Annotated in this window: 18 protein-coding genes; 8 read left to right on the plus strand and 10 right to left on the minus strand. The window is 72.6% G+C overall.

Annotation, left to right across the window (positions count from 1 at the left end):
- Nucleotides 1-33: 33 nt before the first annotated feature.
- Nucleotides 34-1,701: a serine/threonine-protein kinase gene (locus AB0389_RS02030; protein WP_366393349.1), complete on the minus strand. Its 1,668-nt coding sequence runs from the start codon at nucleotides 1,699-1,701 to the stop codon at nucleotides 34-36.
- Nucleotides 1,702-1,858: 157 nt separating this feature from the next.
- Here AB0389_RS02030 and AB0389_RS02035 point away from each other — a divergent pair, with 157 nt between their 5' ends.
- Entirely contained in the window at nucleotides 1,859-2,548 is a 690-nt protein-coding gene (locus tag AB0389_RS02035) for a pyridoxal 5'-phosphate synthase (RefSeq protein WP_366393350.1), read from the plus strand.
- A gap of 41 nt (nucleotides 2,549-2,589) precedes the next feature.
- On the opposite strand, the gene AB0389_RS02040 is transcribed toward AB0389_RS02035, so the two are convergent.
- From AB0389_RS02040 to AB0389_RS02070, 7 genes are all read right to left on the minus strand, one after another.
- The gene (locus AB0389_RS02040; RefSeq protein ID WP_366393351.1) at nucleotides 2,590-3,045 is read right to left on the minus strand and encodes a lamin tail domain-containing protein; all 456 of its coding nucleotides are present in this window, start codon (nucleotides 3,043-3,045) and stop codon (nucleotides 2,590-2,592) included.
- 159 nt (nucleotides 3,046-3,204) lie between these two features.
- A complete protein-coding gene (locus tag AB0389_RS02045; protein ID WP_114664233.1) occupies nucleotides 3,205-3,399 on the minus strand; it encodes a hypothetical protein in 195 nt (64 codons plus the stop codon).
- A 118-nt stretch (nucleotides 3,400-3,517) separates the two neighbouring features.
- Nucleotides 3,518-4,621, minus strand: a complete 1,104-nt coding sequence (locus AB0389_RS02050) for an acyl-CoA dehydrogenase family protein (protein WP_366393352.1) — start codon at nucleotides 4,619-4,621, stop codon at nucleotides 3,518-3,520.
- On the minus strand, nucleotides 4,618-5,850 hold the full coding sequence (locus tag AB0389_RS02055) for an acyl-CoA dehydrogenase family protein (protein WP_366393353.1): 1,233 nt from the start codon (nucleotides 5,848-5,850) through the stop codon (nucleotides 4,618-4,620). The genes AB0389_RS02050 and AB0389_RS02055 overlap by 4 nt, the downstream gene beginning before the upstream one ends.
- Nucleotides 5,847-6,821: an NADPH:quinone oxidoreductase family protein gene (locus AB0389_RS02060; protein ID WP_366393354.1), complete on the minus strand. Its 975-nt coding sequence runs from the start codon at nucleotides 6,819-6,821 to the stop codon at nucleotides 5,847-5,849. The genes AB0389_RS02055 and AB0389_RS02060 overlap by 4 nt, the downstream gene beginning before the upstream one ends.
- A gap of 151 nt (nucleotides 6,822-6,972) precedes the next feature.
- On the minus strand, nucleotides 6,973-7,230 hold the full coding sequence (locus AB0389_RS02065; RefSeq protein ID WP_366393355.1) for a DUF5133 domain-containing protein: 258 nt from the start codon (nucleotides 7,228-7,230) through the stop codon (nucleotides 6,973-6,975).
- A 181-nt stretch (nucleotides 7,231-7,411) separates the two neighbouring features.
- Nucleotides 7,412-8,713: an alpha/beta fold hydrolase gene (locus AB0389_RS02070; RefSeq protein WP_366393356.1), complete on the minus strand. Its 1,302-nt coding sequence runs from the start codon at nucleotides 8,711-8,713 to the stop codon at nucleotides 7,412-7,414.
- 177 nt (nucleotides 8,714-8,890) lie between these two features.
- Here AB0389_RS02070 and AB0389_RS02075 point away from each other — a divergent pair, with 177 nt between their 5' ends.
- From AB0389_RS02075 to AB0389_RS02085, 3 genes are all read left to right on the plus strand, one after another.
- Complete coding sequence (locus tag AB0389_RS02075; RefSeq protein ID WP_366393357.1) at nucleotides 8,891-9,862, plus strand: acetylxylan esterase; 972 nt, start codon at nucleotides 8,891-8,893, stop codon at nucleotides 9,860-9,862.
- Between the two features lie 191 nt (nucleotides 9,863-10,053).
- Nucleotides 10,054-10,455 carry a DUF6221 family protein gene (locus AB0389_RS02080; RefSeq protein WP_366393358.1) on the plus strand — a complete coding sequence of 134 codons (402 nt, stop codon included), beginning with the start codon at nucleotides 10,054-10,056 and terminating at the stop codon, nucleotides 10,453-10,455.
- A gap of 132 nt (nucleotides 10,456-10,587) precedes the next feature.
- Nucleotides 10,588-10,773 (plus strand): hypothetical protein, encoded by a 186-nt coding sequence (locus AB0389_RS02085; protein WP_366393359.1) that lies wholly within the window; start codon nucleotides 10,588-10,590, stop codon nucleotides 10,771-10,773.
- 43 nt (nucleotides 10,774-10,816) lie between these two features.
- Here the strand turns inward: AB0389_RS02085 and AB0389_RS02090 are convergent, their stop codons facing one another.
- Together AB0389_RS02090 and AB0389_RS02095 are read right to left on the minus strand one after the other, a co-directional pair.
- Nucleotides 10,817-11,245, minus strand: coding sequence for a protein-tyrosine phosphatase family protein (locus AB0389_RS02090; protein WP_366393360.1), 429 nt, complete (start codon nucleotides 11,243-11,245; stop codon nucleotides 10,817-10,819).
- Nucleotides 11,246-11,292: 47 nt separating this feature from the next.
- A complete protein-coding gene (locus AB0389_RS02095; RefSeq protein WP_366393361.1) occupies nucleotides 11,293-12,006 on the minus strand; it encodes a GntR family transcriptional regulator in 714 nt (237 codons plus the stop codon).
- A 180-nt stretch (nucleotides 12,007-12,186) separates the two neighbouring features.
- Here AB0389_RS02095 and manD point away from each other — a divergent pair, with 180 nt between their 5' ends.
- The 4 genes from manD to AB0389_RS02115 all read left to right on the plus strand — a co-directional run bounded on the left by manD (nucleotide 12,187) and on the right by AB0389_RS02115 (nucleotide 17,576).
- Nucleotides 12,187-13,395 (plus strand): D-mannonate dehydratase ManD, encoded by a 1,209-nt coding sequence (gene manD / locus AB0389_RS02100; RefSeq protein ID WP_366393362.1) that lies wholly within the window; start codon nucleotides 12,187-12,189, stop codon nucleotides 13,393-13,395.
- A gap of 5 nt (nucleotides 13,396-13,400) precedes the next feature.
- Nucleotides 13,401-14,912: a mannitol dehydrogenase family protein gene (locus AB0389_RS02105; RefSeq protein WP_366393363.1), complete on the plus strand. Its 1,512-nt coding sequence runs from the start codon at nucleotides 13,401-13,403 to the stop codon at nucleotides 14,910-14,912.
- 124 nt (nucleotides 14,913-15,036) lie between these two features.
- Nucleotides 15,037-16,485: an MFS transporter gene (locus AB0389_RS02110; protein WP_366393364.1), complete on the plus strand. Its 1,449-nt coding sequence runs from the start codon at nucleotides 15,037-15,039 to the stop codon at nucleotides 16,483-16,485.
- Entirely contained in the window at nucleotides 16,482-17,576 is a 1,095-nt protein-coding gene (locus AB0389_RS02115) for an L-idonate 5-dehydrogenase (protein ID WP_366393365.1), read from the plus strand. Before AB0389_RS02110 ends, AB0389_RS02115 begins: the two co-directional genes overlap by 4 nt.
- Nucleotides 17,577-17,628 lie beyond the last annotated feature (52 nt).

The raw sequence follows: 17,628 nt of genomic DNA on the forward strand, positions 1-17,628 counted from the left end.
ACGAGCGGACGAGCGGACGAGCACGGTGTCCGGTCAGGACTCGACCGGCACCACCCGCGTCACCCTGCCCCTGCTGTCGGCCTCCAGGTAGCCGGTGCCGTAGTCGTCGGAGAGGAACACGGACACTCCGGCGGCGGAGCCGAAGAGTTCGTTCGGCTGCCTGACCAGCAGATAGCGGGAGGTGGGCCGGTCCACGTTCAGGTCCCGGTCCGCGCGGCGCAGCAGCGCGGGCACGGTGTCCCAGTCGAACGTTCCCAGCTCCACCGGGAGTTGGCCGCCCGTGAGGGTTCCGCTGATGGGGGCGCGGGAGACTCCCCCACCGACGCGGTAGGTGTAGGTGTCGTACCGCTTCTCACTGCCCTTGACCATGCCCTGCGCGGATATGTACTCCGAGTAGACGACGAAGCTGCCGACCCGGTCGGTGCCCATCTCTGCCTCCAGCGCCTTCACGGCCAGCCGGATGCCGTCGGGGGTCAGCAGATCATCCGGCTCTTCCCTCTCCTTCGGGGTCGGCTGTACCGACGCCGGTGCGGAGATGCCGGCCGAGGGGGCTGCCGCGTCGGCGTCCGGAACGCGGGTGCCGTCCGGCCCCGGGAGCAGCGCCCACGCCACGGCGGCCGTCAGCGCCGTGGCGACGAGCGAGAAGCCGATCGCGAGCCGGCGGGCGGCAGGGCCAAGCCGGCGGGGTGCCGAGGCCGCGCCCGGCGGCACCGACGGAGGCGGGTCCTGGAGCGTCGAGCCGTACGAAGGGGCACCGGACGGCGCGGGCCACCCGGGCGGATCCGGCGGTACGGGCGGTACGGCCGGCCCGGGCCCGGACGCGCCGGCCGGCGCCACCGCCCCGGCCACCGGCGGTTCCTCCCCCGCTGCGGCGGCCAGCATCGCGTCCACCGTCTCCGCGTCCGGGCGCGCGGCCGGGTCCTTGACCAGCAGCGCGGTCAGTACGTCCGTCAGCGGCCCCGCCCGCCGCGCCGGGGGCAGCTCCTCGTTGAGGACGGCGGCGAGCGTGGCCATCGTCGTGCGCCGGCGCAGCGGATGGCGGCCCTCGACGGCCACGTACAGCGTCATCGCGAGCGACCACAGGTCGGACTCGGGACCGCCGTCGTCCCCGGTGATCCGCTCGGGCGCCATGTAGTCGGGGGTGCCGAGGAGGGCTCCGGTCGCGGTCAGGGCGGTCGACTCGTGGAGCGCGGCGACACCGAAGTCGGTGAGGACGGGGCGGCCGTCGGGCCGCAGCAGGACGTTGCCGGGCTTCACGTCCCGGTGCTGGATCCCGGCGGCGTGCGCGGCGCGCAGCCCGGCCAGCACATCCCGGCCGAGGCGCGCCACCGCCGCCGGCTCCATCGGCCCCCGGGCCAGCCGCTCCCTGAGCGACCCGCCCGTCACCAGCTCCATCACGAGCCACGGATAGTCGGTGTCCCCGCCGCCGTCCACGACATGGTGGATGGTCACGACATGGGGATGGTCGACGCGCGCGAGCGCGCGGGCCTCCCGCAGCACCCGGTTCCGCAGCGTGCGCGCGGCCTCCGGGTGGGATTCGGCGAGCGCCGGATCGGGCGGTCGTACCTCCTTGAGCGCAACGGCCCGGTCCAGCACCAGATCGCGTGCGCGCCACACCGTGCCCATGCTGCCGCCGCCGAGCCGCGCCTCCAGCGCGAACCGCCCGTCGACGACGCGTCCTCCGCTCTCCCCGCTGTTCATGGCCCGGAGCATACGAGATCCCCGAACACCCCGGCCCACGCGCACTCTTCGGGTAGGAAAGGTGACGTGAAGTCATGGATGTCATGATTCCCTTCGGCCGGGAAGTCCGCCGGGAAGTCCGCCGGGAAGTCCGCCGGAAAGAGGGAGAGAAGATCTGATGAGCCGTTCCAAGGATGGCTACGGTCCGGTGGCCCGGCTGCTGGGCGGGCTCACGCCGCTGCGCCGTGAACTGCCCCCGTTCGACGCGGAGTCCGCTCCGTCCGACCCGGCGGAGCTGTTCGTCGCGTGGCTGACCGGGGCGATCGGCCGCGGAGTTCTCGATCCGCAGGCCGTCACCCTGTCCACCGTGGACGCGGACGGCGCACCGGACGCGCGGATCGTCATCCTCCGGGATGTCGATCTCGCCTGTGGGAGCTGGGTGTTCGCGTCGGACTCGGACAGCCCGAAAGGCGTGCAGCTCGCCGCGAACCCGGCGGCGGCGCTGTCGCTGTACTGGCCGCTCCTGGGCCGGCAGGTCCGGATCCGCGGCACAGTGCGCGCCTGGGCACCGGACGACTGCGCGGAGGAGTTCCGGGCGCGCCCGCCGCTCTCGAAGATCGCCTCCCTGGTGGGCCGGCAGAGCGAGCCGCTCGGCGACCCCGCCGAGTACGGACGGGCCGCCGCCCGGGCCGCCGAGCTGCTCCGGACGGACGCCGGCACCGTCCCCGCGGCCCACACGGTCTACGCCCTGCGCGCCCGCGAGGTGGAGTTCTGGCAGGCGGACCGCGAACGGTGCCATGTACGGCTGCGCTTCGTCAGGGCCGGAGACGACGGCACGGCCTGGGACCGTACCCGGCTCTGGCCCTGACGCACGCTCCGGCCCCGACGCGGCGGGATCGTCCCCGGGGATCAGCAGAGCTTGTAGTCGGCCTTGGGGTTGTTGTACGAGCAGGTGTCGACCTTGGCGCCGGACGCCTTGCGCAGCGTCGCGGTGTCCTTGTCGTTGTTCCACACGTAGGCGCCGCGGTTCTGGTACACGTTGGCCGCCGTGTTCTTGCCCTTACCGGTGCGCACCTTCACCGTTTTGCCCTTGCCGAGCGTGAAGGTGCCGAAGGTGTACTCGTGCTTCGAGGCGTCGGTCAGCGTCCAGCCCTTGAGGCTGACGGCCTTCGAGGTGGTGTTCTTGATCTGCACCCACTCGGCGTTGAGGCTGGCGTTGGAACGGTTGTCCGGTCCGGGGCTGTTGTAGTAGATCTTGTACAGGTGTATCGATCCGGTGGCGGCCTGCGCCTGGGCGGGCAGCAGGACCGTACCGGCGAACGCCGCCGCGAGCGCGGCGGCGTTGGCTATGCGGGTGTGGCGCATCGGACATCCTTGTGTTCGGGCCGGGCACCCCCCAATGGCAGCCCGGCAGACGCACAGGATAAGGACATGGAGCGGGCGAATGGGCGCAGGTTGCGGAACGTGGCAATCTGTGATTAGTCCCCGATTAGTCTCCTACCGGGCCCAACGCGCCCTCCCCGGTTATGGGTTGAGGCCGCTGACCACCCCGGCCGTCGCCGAAATGCCGTTCGCGATGGACGGCGCCATGCTGGTGCCCGCGAGCAGGAACCCGAGCAGGACACAGACCACCGCGTGGAAGAGTTTCAGCCCGCCGCTGCGCAGGAACACCACCGCGAGAATCATCAGAAGCAGCAGCACTGAGATGGAAATAGCCACGGACAACCTCCTCCGCCGCACCGGTATGCGGCATTCGGCCGCCAGTGTGGCGGAGGAGGCGGTCCGTACGGCCGACTTGGGTGTCCGCCGTACGGGTGGTTCGGAACGGGGCGTCCCGCTACCGGGGTCCCGGCAGGTCGGCGAGGGCTGCCAGGGTCTCCCGGTGCCGGCCGGGCGAACCGAGCGCGATGCGGTCCGCCATGGCGCGTTTGAGATACAGATGCGCGGGGTGTTCCCAGGTCATCCCGGTGCCGCCGTGCAACTGGACGCACTCCTCCGCCGCGTGGACGGCGACCGGGCCGCAGTACGCCTGGGCGAGCGCGACCGCGAGCGGGGCGTCGGGGTCCCCGGTGGCCAGCGCGTCCGCCGCGGCGCGTGCGGCGGCGCGGGCGGAGACGACCTCCAGCCACAGCTGTGCCATCCGGTGCTTGAGCGCCTGGAAGGAACCGATGGGGCGGTTGAACTGGTGCCGTTCCTTGGTGTGCCGGACGCTCTCCTCAAGACACCATTCCGCGATACCGAGTTGCTCGGAGGCGAGCAGCCCCGCCCCGGCGAGCAGCCCGCGCCGTACGGCGGCCTCGGCGGCGGGCCCTTCCGCGATCCGCTCTCCGGCGCCGGGCGCGAAAGTGACGGCGGCGAGCGGCCGGGTCAGATCGAGCGGGGTGAGCGGCTCGACGGTCACGGCGGACGAGGCCGTCTCCACCGCGTACAGCCCGTCCGCGCGCGGTACGAGCAGCACATCGGCCCGTACGGCGTCGGCGGCCCCGGTCACGGTGTCCGCTCCGGTGGGCAGCGGCGCGTCCGGGGCGGTGGCGAGCGGTACGGCGAGCACCGCGACCCGGTGGCCGCCCGCGAGCGCGGTGAGCAGCCCGGCGATGTCCGCGCGGTCGGTGTCACAGCCCAGCAGCGTCTCGGTCGCCACCACCGAACTGGTCAGATACGGCGCGGGGGTGACGGCCCTGCCCAGCTCCTCCAGGACGACGGCGGCCTCACGGTGGCTCGCGCCCTGGCCGCCGAGCTTCTCCGGGACCAGCAGCCCGGCCGCGCCGATACCGGCGGTGAGCGAGGTCCACAGCGCGGGGTCGTACGGGTCGCCCGCCTCGGCGCGGGCGAGCGTGGCAGGGAGGTCGGCGCGGTCGGTGAGCAGCGCGCGGACGGCCGCGCGCAGATCGTCCTCGGGCTCGGAGTAGAGCAGGTCGGGCGGGGTCTGCGGCAGGCTCATCGGGACAGGTCCTTCCAGGCGACGTCCTTGTCGTCGCGCGGCTCGGAGGGCAGCCCGAGGACGCGTTCGGCGACGATGTTCAGCAGTACCTCGCTCGTGCCGCCCTCGATCGAGTTGCCCTTCGAGCGCAGATAGCGGTAGCCGGCGTCCCGGCCGGTGAAGTCGACGAGATCGGGCCGGCGCATGGTCCAGTCGGAGTACAGAAGCCCCTCGTCCGCGAGGAGTTCGACCTCAAGGGCGCTGATCTCCTGGTTGAGCCGGGCGAAGGAGAGCTTGAGTCCGCTGCCCTCGGGCCCCGGCTGTCCGGCGACGAGTTGCTGCCGTACCCGCTCGGCGGTGAGCCGGGCGACCTCGGCCTCGGTCCAGAGGGTGAGCAGGCGCTGGTGTGTGTCGTGGGTGCGCAGTGCGGGCCGATCGCGCCAGGTGCGGGCGACCGGGCCGATCATGCCGCCCTCGCGCGGCAGCGAGGCGCCCCCGATGGAGACGCGTTCGTTCATCAGTGTGGTGCGGGCGACCGCCCAGCCCGCGCCGACCTCACCGAGGCGGTGTGCGTCGGGGATCCGCACATCGGTGAGGAAGACCTCGTTGAACTCGGCCTCGCCGGTGATCTGCCGCAGCGGCCGTACCTCGACGCCGGGGTCGGTCATGTCGCAGAGGAAGTAGGTGATGCCCCGGTGCTTGGGGAGTCCGGGATCGGTGCGGGCGATGAGGATGGCCCAGCGGGCGAGATGCGCGCTGGACGTCCACACCTTCTGTCCGTTGACGATCCAGTCGCCGGAGCCCTCAACCTCGACCTCGTCTTCACCCTCGCCTTCGCCCGCACCAGCGTTCTCCCGTACCGCGCGGGTGGCGAGAGCCGCGAGATCGGACCCGGCGCCCGGTTCGCTGAAGAGCTGGCACCACACCTCCTCGCCGACCCAGAGGGGCCGCAGGAAGCGCTCCTTCTGCTCCGCCGTGCCGTAGCGCAGGATGGTGGGCGCGGCCATGCCGAGGCCGATGCCGATCCGCCGCGGGTCGTTGCCGGGGGCACCCGCCGCCGCCAACTCGGCTTCCACCACGTCCTGGAGGGAGCGGGGCGCGTCGAGTCCGCCGAGCCCGGCCGGGTAGTGCACCCAGGCCAGACCGGCGTCGAAGCGGGCCCGGAGGAAGTCGGTGCGGCCGGTGGTGGCCGGCGGGTGGGCGGCCAGCAACGCGGCGGTACGGGCGCGCAGTTCGGCGGCGTCGGTCATCGGTGCTCCCCGTCCGCCGCAGGAAGCACGACCACGCGGCCGGTGGTGGTGCCCTCGCCGACGCGCCGCATGGCGTCGGCGGCGCCCTTCATCGGCACCCGTTCGCTGATCAGCGGCCTGATGTCGCCCCGGTCCGCGAGCACCGTCAGCTCTTCGTGACAACGCGCCACCGCCGCCGGGTCCTTGGTGCGGTAGAGCCCCCAGTGCAGGCCGAGGACCGCGTAGTTCTTCACCATGGCGTGGTTGAGGGCGGGGGCGGGGATCGTGCCGCTCGCGAAGCCCACGACCACGATGCGGCCCTCGAAGGCGACACACTTCGCGGACTGCTGGTACGCGTCGCCGCCCACCGGGTCGTAGACGACGTCCGCGCCCCGGCCGCCGGTGGCCTCCTTGACGGCCGCGACGACATCGTCCGTACGGCGGTCGATGACCGTGTCGCAGCCCAGCTCCCGGGCGACGCGCGCCTTGTCGGGGCCGCCGACGACCCCGATGACGGTGGCGCCCGCGGCCCTGCCGAGCTGTACGGCCGCGCTGCCGACGCCGCCGGCCGCCGCGTGGACGAGCAGGGTCTCGCCCGGCTGGAGGCGCGCCCGCCGGTGCAGGGCGAACCAGCCCGTCTGGTAGCCGATGTGCAGGGCGGCGGCCTCGGCGTCGTCCAGCGCGTCGGGGGCGGGCAGCAGCGCCGCCGCGTCGGCGATCGCGTACTCGGCGAGGCCGCCGTCGGGCAGTGCCGGGGTGGCGATGACCCGCCGCCCGTCCTCGGTCTCGCCACAGATCTCGACGCCGGGGGTGAACGGCAGCGGCGGCCTGACCTGGTAGTGACCGCGGCAGAGCAGGACGTCGGGGAAGTTGATGTTGGCGGCCCTGACCCGCAGCAGGAGCTGTCCGTCGCCGGGCACCGGAAGCGCCGTCTCGGTCAGTCGCATCACCTCGCCCGGCTCGCCGTTCCGGTGCACTCGCCATGCCTGCATTCGGGCCTCCACACGATCGGGCAGTAGGCGCATACTAAGCGGTCGCTTGCCGCTCTGGGAACAGCTCGGGCGCGGCTCCGGAACGCCGCTGGAGCCCACGCGGCTCGCGCGGGCTCCAGCGGTGGTGCGGGTGGTGGCAGGGCGGTCGGGGTCAGTCGCGGACGGCCGGTACGGCGGTCTTCGGCAGGTCCGGGAAGATCGGTACGGGACGGATCCGGCGCAGATACGCCTCCGCCTGCCAGATCGCCTCGCGCGCGGTGCGCTGACCCATCAGCACGCACAGCGTGTACGCGACGTCCTCGAAACGGCCCCGGACGGTGTCGTCGAGCGGGTCGGCGAGCACCAGCCGCTCCCATGCCCGGTACCGGGCCAGCAGATCCGCGACCAGATGCCTGTTCGGCAGCAGCATGTCCCACCACCTCCGCTCGGAAACGCTCTGAAACGCTCGGAAAACGTGCGGAAACGGCCCGTCCGCCACGCGCTTCCTCACGCGCGGCCGGGCCACGATCCCCCGCCATTCATTCTCTCCCCGCCGCCAGGAATCCGCGCGGCGAGCAGGGGGAAACGATCCTGCGGGCGCGGCGGGCGCCTCAGCCCTCGCCGCGCGCCAGCGTCAGCAGCCGGTCCAGGACGCGCGGTCCGCCGGCCCGCAGCCCGTCGTGCTCGAACTCGTCCGTCACCCAGGTGCGCAGCCCGCGGATCGTCCGCGCGGTGCGCAGCGAGTGGTCCCGGTCCACATACATGTCGTCGTGGTAGACGGCCGCGGCGACCGGCACCTCGTTGGCGGCGAGCCTGGCCGGGTCGTACAGCGCGGGCCAGTCGGTACGGGCGGCGAGCAGCTCCGCCGTCTCGCGCAGCGGGCGCAGCGCGGGGTCGTGGTCGAAGTGCCAGGGGTGTATCGACTCGCCGCTGAAGTACAGCGGGGTCTCCCCGGCGAGGGTCGTGGCCGCGTCGAACCGGGCGAACTCGGCGCGTACCCGCTCGGCGGCCCACTCGGTGGGCCGGCCGTCCTGGGCGTAGACCGGCTCGTGGAGCAGGGCGTAGAGGGGGTGTCCGGCGAACGACAGGGCGGCCGACACGTTCTCCTGGAAGGCGTCGGAGAGGACCGGGCCCGCCGGGGTGCGGACGAAGGCGTTCTCCAGCAGGTGGTTGAGCTGGTGGCTGCCGTCGGAGCCGCCGAGCAGGATGCCGAGCGACTGGAACGCCTCGGGGGTCAGGGTGTATCCGGTGGGCAGTACGGGCCGGTGCTCGGCCAGGTACTCCGCGATCCGGCGGGCCCGCGCGATGTCCTGCGGATAGCGGGCGTAGTGCGCCTCGACCTTGCGGGCGATCCGCGGGTAGGCGGCCCGGTAGACCTCGTCGGCCGTGGCGTCGAGGGAGGGCAGCCCGCCGGTGATCAGTACGGTGTCGAGTCCCTCGGGGGCGGCGCAGAGGTAGTGGGTGGCGCAGAAGCCGCCGAAGCTCTGGCCGAGCACGGTCCAGGGGGCGCCGCCGGTCAGCAGCGGCCGGATGGTCTCGCAGTCGCGCACGATGGAGTCGGCGCGGAAGTGCGTGAGATACGCGGCCTGCCGCTCCGGACCGCCGAGGGACGGAAGGGTCTGCCGGTTCGCCGGGGTGGACAGACCGGTGCCGCGCTGGTCGAGGAAGAGGACCCGGAACTCCTGGAGGGCGCGGCCGAGCCATGCCTGCCGGCCGATGAACCGGCGCGCGCCGAAGCCGGGTCCGCCCTCCAGATACAGCAGCCAGGGCAGGTTCTCGCCGGCTCTGGCGCTCGCGACGGCCTCGCGCGCGTACAGCTCGATCCGCTCGCCCGACGGATCGCCGTGGTCCAGCGGGACCGTGAAGCGATGATCGGTGAGGACGACGCCGGGGTGGCGGTAACTGGTGGTCAAGAGGGCTCCTGTTGCTCGGTCGCCCCGGGCCGGGGACGCGCACGCCCGACAGTTCAGCACATGGGCGGCGGGGGCGCCGACCGACGGCCTCTTCTGCGGGCGGGCCTCCGGACGTACGGTGTGATCATCCGCACGTTCCGCCGTGTGAGCGGCCGACTCCACCGAGGTGGTTCCCTCATGTCCCTGTCCGATCTTCCCCTCGACGAGCTGCGCGGATACCGCAGCGAGTCCGTCGAGCCCGCGGACTTCGACCAGTTCTGGGCCAAGACCCTCACCGAGGCACGCGGCCACGACCTCGCCGCCCGCTTCGAGCCCGTACCGACGGCGCTGGCGACGCTGGAGGTGTTCGACGTGACCTTCGCCGGGTTCGGCGGTCACCCCGTCAAGGGCTGGCTGGTGCTGCCGGCCGGCGCGCGGGAGCCGCTGCCGGTGGTCGTGGAGTACATCGGTTACGGGGGCGGGCGCGGACTGCCGCACTCCCATCTGCTCTGGGCGTCCGCCGGGTTCGCGCACTTCGTGATGGACACCCGGGGCCAGGGCGCCGGGTGGAACGGCGGGGACACGCCCGATCCCGTGGGCAGCGCCTCCTCGTTCCCCGGCTTCATGACGCGGGGCGTCGAGGACCCGGAGACGTACTACTACCGGCGGCTGTTCACCGACGCGGTCCGCGCGGTCGAGGCGGCCCGCTCCCATCCCCTGGTCGACGCCTCGCGCACGGCGGTCCTCGGGGCGAGCCAGGGCGGCGGGATCACCCTCGCGGTGGCCGGGCTCGTGCCGGACCTGCTGGCGGTCGCGCCGGACGTACCGTTCCTCTGCGACTTCCCGCGCGCGACGACGATCACCGACCGCCATCCGTACCGCGAGGTGGGCAACTACCTCAAGACGTACCGCGGCCGGACGGAGACGGTGCGGCGCACCCTGGGCTACTTCGACGGAGTGCACTTCGCGGCGCGCGCACTGGCCCCGGCGCTGTTCTCGGTGGCGCTTGAGGACCAGACGTGCCCGCCGTCGACGGTCTTCGCGGCCTTCAACGCCTACGCGCACGAGGACAAGACGATCGAGGTGTACGACTTCAACGACCACGAGGGCGGCGGGGCGTACCAGCAGGCCGCCCAACTGGCCTGGCTGCCCGCGCGGCTGACCGCCTGAGCGGTGCTACGGACCCCGGTCCGTCCCGGCCACCGCCCGGTCCCGGCCGGCCCCGCCGTGTCCGGTTCGGGCCGGTCAGGGCAGGGCCGGGGAGACGCGGAGGGGCGCCGTACGCCATCCTGGGCCGGACGGACGGAACCCGCGGGGGCCTCGGGGCCCTCCGGGTGACTTGCACGAAGGACCGGACCCTGATGAAGAACCCCAACGCCCCTCTGGTGGCTTTCGTACGCGCCCGGCTCGCCGAGGAGGAGGCGCTCGCGCGGGCCGCCGGCGGCGACTCCTGGCGCTGCCCGCCCGATCTGCCGGGCGAGGTGCACGACGCCAACGGCGCGGTCGCGTTCACCCTGAAGGGCTTCGGCTACGACCGGCACACCGCGTTCCAGGACCCGGCCCGTACCGTCCGCCGCGTCGAGACCAGTCTCGTGCTGCTCGACGAGTACGAGGAGGTGGCGGAGCTGGACGTCGACCGCCCCGAGCAGACCTTCCGGGCGGGCCGCGCGGTCGGGCTCGGCTTCGTCGTACGGCAGCTGGCGGCCGAGCACGCGGGCCACCCGGAGTACAAGGCCGGGTGGCTGCCGCGATTCTTCCAGTGACTCCGGACGGCGATTTCGCCTATCAGGGTGAGAACGATCAACGAGTGGGCCGACCTGTGGAATTCTCGGAGAACGAAAGGGATTTCACGCTCTTTCGCACTGTTTTCACGCTGTCCACGAGGAGAGATGAGAATGATGCGCACGACTCTCACCCGCACGGCCACCACCCTGCTTCTCACCGTGTTCGCCCTTGTCCCGCTCACCGTTTCGGCGTCGGCGTCGGCGTCACCGTCGGCCCCGGCGGCCTCGCACCGACTCGCCCAGCCCAGCGACGACTGCGTCATCCTCAACGGACACGTGTACTGCCGGGTCAGGTAGGCGAGTGAGGTGAGGGCGGTACCGGAGGAATCCGGTACCGCCCTCAGGGGAAGCGGGTGACGAAGCGGCGCTGCCAGGGCGTCTCGACGGCCCGCCGGTCGTAGTGCGTACGGACGTAGGAGACCGCCTCGCGGCGGGGTACCCCGTCCAGTACGGCGAGGCAGGCCAGCGCCGTGCCCGTGCGGCCGACGCCGCCGCCGCAGGCGACTTCGACACGTTCGGTCTCCGTACGGTCCCAGGCCGCGCGCAGCGCCTCGGCGGCGTCCGCGCGGTCGGCGGGCAGCCGGAAGTCGGGCCAGCGCAGCCAGCGGGACTCCCAGTCGACGGGGGGCGGCTCGTGCCCCAGCAGATAGAGCCCGAAGGTGGGCAGTTGGCCGTCCGGAAGCGGATGGCGCAGACCCCGTCCCCGGACGAGCCGGCCCGAGGGCAGCCGCAGTACGCCCGGCGTCGCGGGCTCCCAAGTAGCGTTCACCGGGCGAGAATAGCCCGCGCCGGTGCCCTGCGGCGCGGTGCGGCCGGTTACTCCCAGACGACGATGTTGCGCCGGACCGGCACCGCGCCGGTGTCCGTGGCGAACAGCTCCGGCGAGCGCTGTCTGATCCGCTCGACGTCGTCGAAGACCGCCCGGAGATGGGTGCGCATGGCGGTCCGGGCCAGGGAGACGTCACCGGCGAGGACCGCGTCGAGGATCTCGACGTGCTGGACGGCGAACCCGGCCGACGAGGCCGTGTCGTAGAGGCCGAGCCGGCGCGCCCGGTCGAGGTGGCCCTTGGCCGAGACGACGGTGGCCCAGGCGCTGCCGTGGCCGCTCAGCCGCAGCAGGCCCTGGTGGAACGCCTCGTCCAGCTCGAAGAAGTCCTCCAGGCCGAGGCCAGGACGCTGCTGCTCCGTCAGGTTCTGCCGGAGTTCGCCGACGAGTCCGGGGTCCAGTTCGGCGGGGAGGTCGTCGAGGGAGGCGAGTTCCACGGCTTCCCGGAGGAACTGCGCGTCGGCCACGCGGGCCGGGTCGACGCGCGAGACAAAGGATCCCACCTGGGGAAAGACCTGCACGAGGCCCTCCTCGGACAGCAGGATCAGGCTCTCGCGGACGGGGGTACGGCTCACCCCGAGCGCCGCCGCCAGTTCGTTCTCGGACAGCGCCGCGCCCGGAGGGAACTCCAGGGTCAGAACCTTGCGGCGCAGCGTCGCGTAGACGGCGCGGCGGCTGGTCCGCCGCCGGTTCGAGTGAGCCATGCGGTCATCGTATCGCCGGTGGGGTCGCCACTGCCGCACTCCTGTCCGATCGGGGCCGGGACAGCCGCCGGACCAGCGCACACTCACGTGCCACAAGTATTGCATCGCTGCACGACCAGTGCTTGTATACCAGCGATGTCGACCAGTGGCGCCCCAGCCGCGTCCGAAGGAGTGGGACCTGTGAGCACCATCGAACGCGTGGAGGTGTTCGTCGCCTCCCCCGGGCGGACGTTCGTCACCCTGCGGATCACCACGTCGGACGGGGTGACCGGCCTCGGCGACGCCACCCTCAACGGCCGCGAGCTGGCCGTCGCGAGCTATCTGCGGGACCATCTCGTCCCGCTGCTGATCGGCAAGGACCCGGCGCGCATCGAGGACATGTGGCAGTACCTGTACCGGGGCGCGTACTGGCGGCGCGGCCCGGTCACGATGACCGCGATCGCCGCCGTCGACACGGCGCTGTGGGACATCAAGGGCAAGGTCGCCGGCCTCCCCGTCTACCAGCTGCTCGGCGGCCGGTCACGGGACGGCGTCATGGTCTACTCGCACGCCAGCGGTACGGACGTACCGTCCCTGCTCGACGATGTCGACCGGTTCCTCGAACTCGGCTACAAGGCGGTCCGAGCGCAGGCCGCCGTCCCGGACGTCGGCGGCAGCTACGGGGTGCGCAAGGGCAAGGTGTACGAGCCGGCCGCGACCGCGCTCCCCGACGAGCAGCCCTGGGACACCGAGGCGTATCTGCGGTTCGCGCCGACCTATCTGGAGGCCGTGCGCGAGCGCTTCGGCTTCGGCTTCCATCTGCTGCACGACGTGCACCACCGGCTCACCCCGATCGAGGCGGCCCGGTTCGGCAAGCGCGTCGAGGAGAGCCAGTTGTTCTGGATGGAGGACCCGACTCCGGCCGAGAACCAGGAGGCGTTCCGGCTCATCCGGCAGCACACGACGACTCCGATCGCGGTGGGCGAGGTGCTGACCTCGATCTGGGACGTACAGCACCTGATCACCGAGCAGCTCATCGACTATGTGCGCACCACCGTCGTGCACGCCGGCGGGATCACGCATCTGCGCCGGATCTTCGACCTGGCCGCGCTCTACCAGGTGCGGACCGGCTCGCACGGGGCGACGGACCTCTCGCCGGTCTCCCTGGCCGCCGCCGTGCATGTGGACATCACCGTCCCCAACTTCGGCATCCAGGAGTACATGGGACACGCGGACGAGACCGCCGAGGTGTTCCGCAGCGGGGTGACCTTCGCGGACGGCATGCTCCACCCGTCGGAGGAGCCCGGGCTCGGGGTCGCGTACGACGAGAAGGCGGCCGAGCGGTTCCCGTACCAGGCCCGCTATCTGCCCGTCGCGCGACGGCTCGACGGGTCGGTGCACGACTGGTGAACGCCATGACTCCGCCCCCGGCCCCTGCCACACCCCCCGGCCGGCCCTCGTCGGCACTGGGGTTCGCCGCGCTCGACCGGCTCGCGCCCGAACTGCGCCCGGCCGTCGACCCGCGCGAACTGCGGTCCCGTACCGTCCACTTCGGCCTCGGCGCGTTCCACCGGGCGCACCAGGCCGTCTGCACCGAGCACGCCGCGGCCCGCTCCGGCGAGCCGTGGGGCATCGCCGCCGTCGCACCGCGCTCGGCGGACACGGTGGCGGCGCTGCGCGCGCAGGACGGTCTCTACTCGGTGACCGAACGCCGCGGTGACGGCCCGGTCACCCGGGTCGTCGGATCGGTGACCGAGGCGCTGCACATGGGGGCCGACGCCGCGCGGATCGACGCGCTGCTGGCCTCCCCGGAGGTCACGGTGGTGACCCTGACGATCACCGAGAAGGGGTACCACCGCCTCCCCGGCACCGGCGCGCTCGACACCGGGGCGCCGGAGATCGCGGCCGATCTCGCGGCGCGGGACACCGCCGGTACCGCCACCGTCGTCGGCCGGCTCGCCGCCGGGCTCGCCGCGCGGATGCGGGCGGGCGGCGCCCCGGTCACGGTCGTGTCCTGCGACAACATGGCCGCGAACGGCCGGGCGCTCGCCACGGTGGTCCGCGATTTCACCGAGGCGTCGTCCTGGTCCGACCGTCACGCCGTCCTCGACTGGCTGGAGACCTCGGTCGCCTTCCCCTCGACGGTCGTCGACCGCATCGTGCCCGCGACGGCCGAGGCGGACCGGGCCGCGGCCCACCGCGCGCTCGGGGTGCGCGACGCGGTGCCGGTGGTGGCCGAACCGTACCGGCAGTGGGTTCTGGAGGACGCCTTCGCGGGCGCCCGGCCGCCGTGGGAACGGGACGGCGCGCTCTTCGTCCCGGACGTCGTGCCGTACCAGCTCACCAAGTTGCGGCTGCTCAACGGATCACACTCCGCGCTGGCCCATCTCGGCGCGGCGGCGGGGTGCGGATCCGTCGCCGAGACGCTGGCGACGCAGTGGGGCGAGCGGCTGGTACGGGCGCTCTGCGCCGAGGTGGCACCGACACTGCCGGCGGGCGGCCCCGATCCCGCGGCCTACGCGGACGATCTCGTCGAGCGGTTCCGCAACCCCGGAATGCGGCATCTGCTCCAGCAGATCGGCTCCGACGGGTCGTTGAAGATCCCCGAGCGGTGGTTCGGGGCGCTCCGCGCGCTGCGCGCCGCGTCGGCGGAGACCCCGGTGCTCGCACTCGCCCTGGCCGGCTGGGTGAACGCCACCCGCCCGGCCCCCGACGGCAGTGGCCGTCAGGTGTACGGGACGACGGACCCCGCAGCCAACGCGCTGGCCGCCTGCCGGCGCGGTGATCCGGACACCCCGGACACGGAGAACACCGTACGGCGGCTGCTCGGTGTGGTCGGCGCCGCCGATCTGGCCGGCGATCCGGCGCTGGTCTCCGCCGTCACCGCCCGGCTTCCCGCGCTGCGGGCCGGGCGGGTCGAAATCTGACCGTACGACCACCCCGTTCCCCGTCCCCTTCCCGTCCCGTCCCGTCCCGTCCCGTCCCCTCGACGCGTTCCGCTTCCCCGTCCCCCGCACCGCTCATGTACGGCCCTGAACAACGGAGTTCACCATGACCGACACCACGCGGACGGCCCCCTCGGGCCCCGCCACGCGCACCACGCGCGACCTCACCAGAGCCGCCGTCTCCGGCTGGCTCGGCACCGCCATGGAGTTCATGGACTTCCAGCTCTACTCGCTGGCCGCCGCCATCGTCTTCAACAAGATCTTCTTCCCGGATGTCAGCCCCGCCATCGGACTGATCGCCGCCATGGCGACCTACGGCGTCGGGTACGTCGCCCGGCTCGCCGGAGCCGTCTACTTCGGCCGGATGGGCGACCGGATCGGCCGCAAGAAGGTGCTGTTCCTGACCATCCTGCTGATGGGAGCCTCGACCACACTGATCGGGGCGCTGCCCACGTACGCGACGATCGGTATCTTCGCGCCGATCCTGCTGGTCGTCCTGCGGCTCGTCCAGGGCTTCGGCGCGGGCGCCGAGATCGCCGGGGCCACCGTCATGCTCGCCGAGTACGCCCCCGTGAAGCGCCGCGGCCTGGTCGCTTCGCTGGTGTCGCTCGGCACCAACTCCGGCACCCTGGCGGCGTCGGGCCTGTGGGCGATCCTGCTCGCCGTGCTCAGCGACGAACAACTGCTCTCGTGGGGCTGGCGGCTGCCGTTCCTGCTGAGCTTCGGGCTCATGATCTTCGCGGTCTGGCTGCGCCGCAATCTGAAGGAGAGCCCGGTCTTCGAGGGCCGGGCAGACGTGGTCGACGGTGTCGCGCTGTCCCGTACAGAGGTCGAATCGGTCATCGCCGGGTCCGCCGCCACCGAGACCGCCACGGCGCCCGGGAACGCCACCGCCGCGGACTCCTCCCCCGCCGCCCCCGCGGCGAGCGTCCTGGAGGCCGGGATCCGGCAGCGCAAGGGCAAGGCGTTCTTCCTCGCCCTCGGGCTGCGGTTCGGCCAGGCGGGCAACTCGGGCCTCATCCAGACCTTCCTCGTCGGCTACATCGCCACGAATCTCCACGCCGACCGGGCGGTCCCGACCGACGCGATCGTCTACGGCTCGCTGCTGGGCTTTGTCACCGTGCCGCTGATCGGTCTGCTCGGGGACCGGTTCGGGCGCCGTCCGATGTATATCGCGCTCACCCTGCTCACCATGGCGTTCGCGTTCCCGATGCTGCTGCTGATCACCTCGGGCAACACGTCCGCGCTGATGCTCGGCATGGTTCTCGGGCTCAACGTCGGTGTTCTGGGCCTGTTCTCGCTGGAGAGCGTCACCATGGCCGAACTGTTCGGCTCCCGGACCCGCTTCACCCAGCTCGCCCTGTCGAAGGAGATCGGCGGAATCCTCGCCACCGCGATAGGGCCGGTCGTCGCGGCGACCCTGACCGCCGTCACCGGCAGCTGGTGGCCGATCGCCGCGATGCTCGTCGTCTACTCGCTCATCACCCTCGTGTCGGCCGTCCTCTCCCCCGAGACCCGCGGACGCGACCTGGTCCGGCTGGAGGACGCCGTATGAAATCCGCCGCGAATTCCACCGCGCAGTCCACCGCGCAGTCCGCCGCGAGCGAGGCGGCCGGGGTCATGAGGGCGGTCGTCGTGCACGGTCCGCGCGATCTCCGGATCGACGAGCGTCCCCGCCCGGAGCCGGGCGCCGGCGAGGTTCTCGTCGCCATGGAGTGGGGCGGGATCTGCGGCTCCGATGTCGCCTACTGGAAGCACGGCGCCTCCGGGACCGCCACGCTGCGGCACCCGCTGGTGCTCGGCCATGAGGTCGCGGGCCGGATCGCCGTTGTGGGAAAGGGAGTTGACGGGCTGTCGGCCGGGCAGCCGGTGACCGTGCACCCGGCGGAGCCGGTCGGGAACGACCCGCTGCCCGAGCGGATAGCCGGCCGGACGAACCTGTATCCGCGGGTCCGCTACTTCGGCTCGGCCGCCTTCGACCCGCACACCGACGGCGGGTTCAGCGAGTACCGGACGGTCCGCGCGGAGCTGATCCGGCCGCTGCCCGAGGGCGTGAGTACGGAGCACGGCGCGCTCGCCGAGCCGCTCGCCGTGGCGCTGCACGCCGTGCACCGCGCCGGTGACGTACGGGGCAGGGCGGTGCTCGTCAATGGCGCGGGGCCGATCGGGGCGCTGGTGGTGGCCGCGGCGAAACACCGCGGCGCCGCGACCGTGATCGCTTCCGACATCTCGGCGGACTCGCTCGCCGTGGCCCGGGCCATGGGCGCGGACCGTACGGTCGATCTCGCGGCCGGGGAGGAACTGCCCGTGGACATCGAGCTGTCCTTCGACGCCTCGGGCGCCCCGGCTGCGCTCGGTCCCGTCCTGGCGGCGACCGCACGCGGCGGCACGCTCGTCCAGGTCGGCAACCTGCCCGGTACGGCCGTGCCCGCCGTCCTCGGTGCCCTGGTGACCCGGGAGATCAGCTGGATCGGCTCGTACCGTTTCGTGGACGAGATCGACGAGGCGCTGCGCGCGCTGGGGGACGGGCTCGATGTGTCCCCCGTGATCAGCCACCGCTTCGGCCTGGACCGGGCGGACGAGGCGCTGGCCGTGGCGGCCGGGAGCGGCAGCAGCAAGGTCATGCTGCGACTGGGCGGCGTCTGAGGGACAGGGGTGACGGGAGTCGGCCGGTCCCGGCGGCCGACATCCGTCACAA

It is taken from the genome of Streptomyces sp. NPDC093109 (genome assembly GCF_040701725.1).
Classification (GTDB): domain Bacteria; phylum Actinomycetota; class Actinomycetes; order Streptomycetales; family Streptomycetaceae; genus Streptomyces.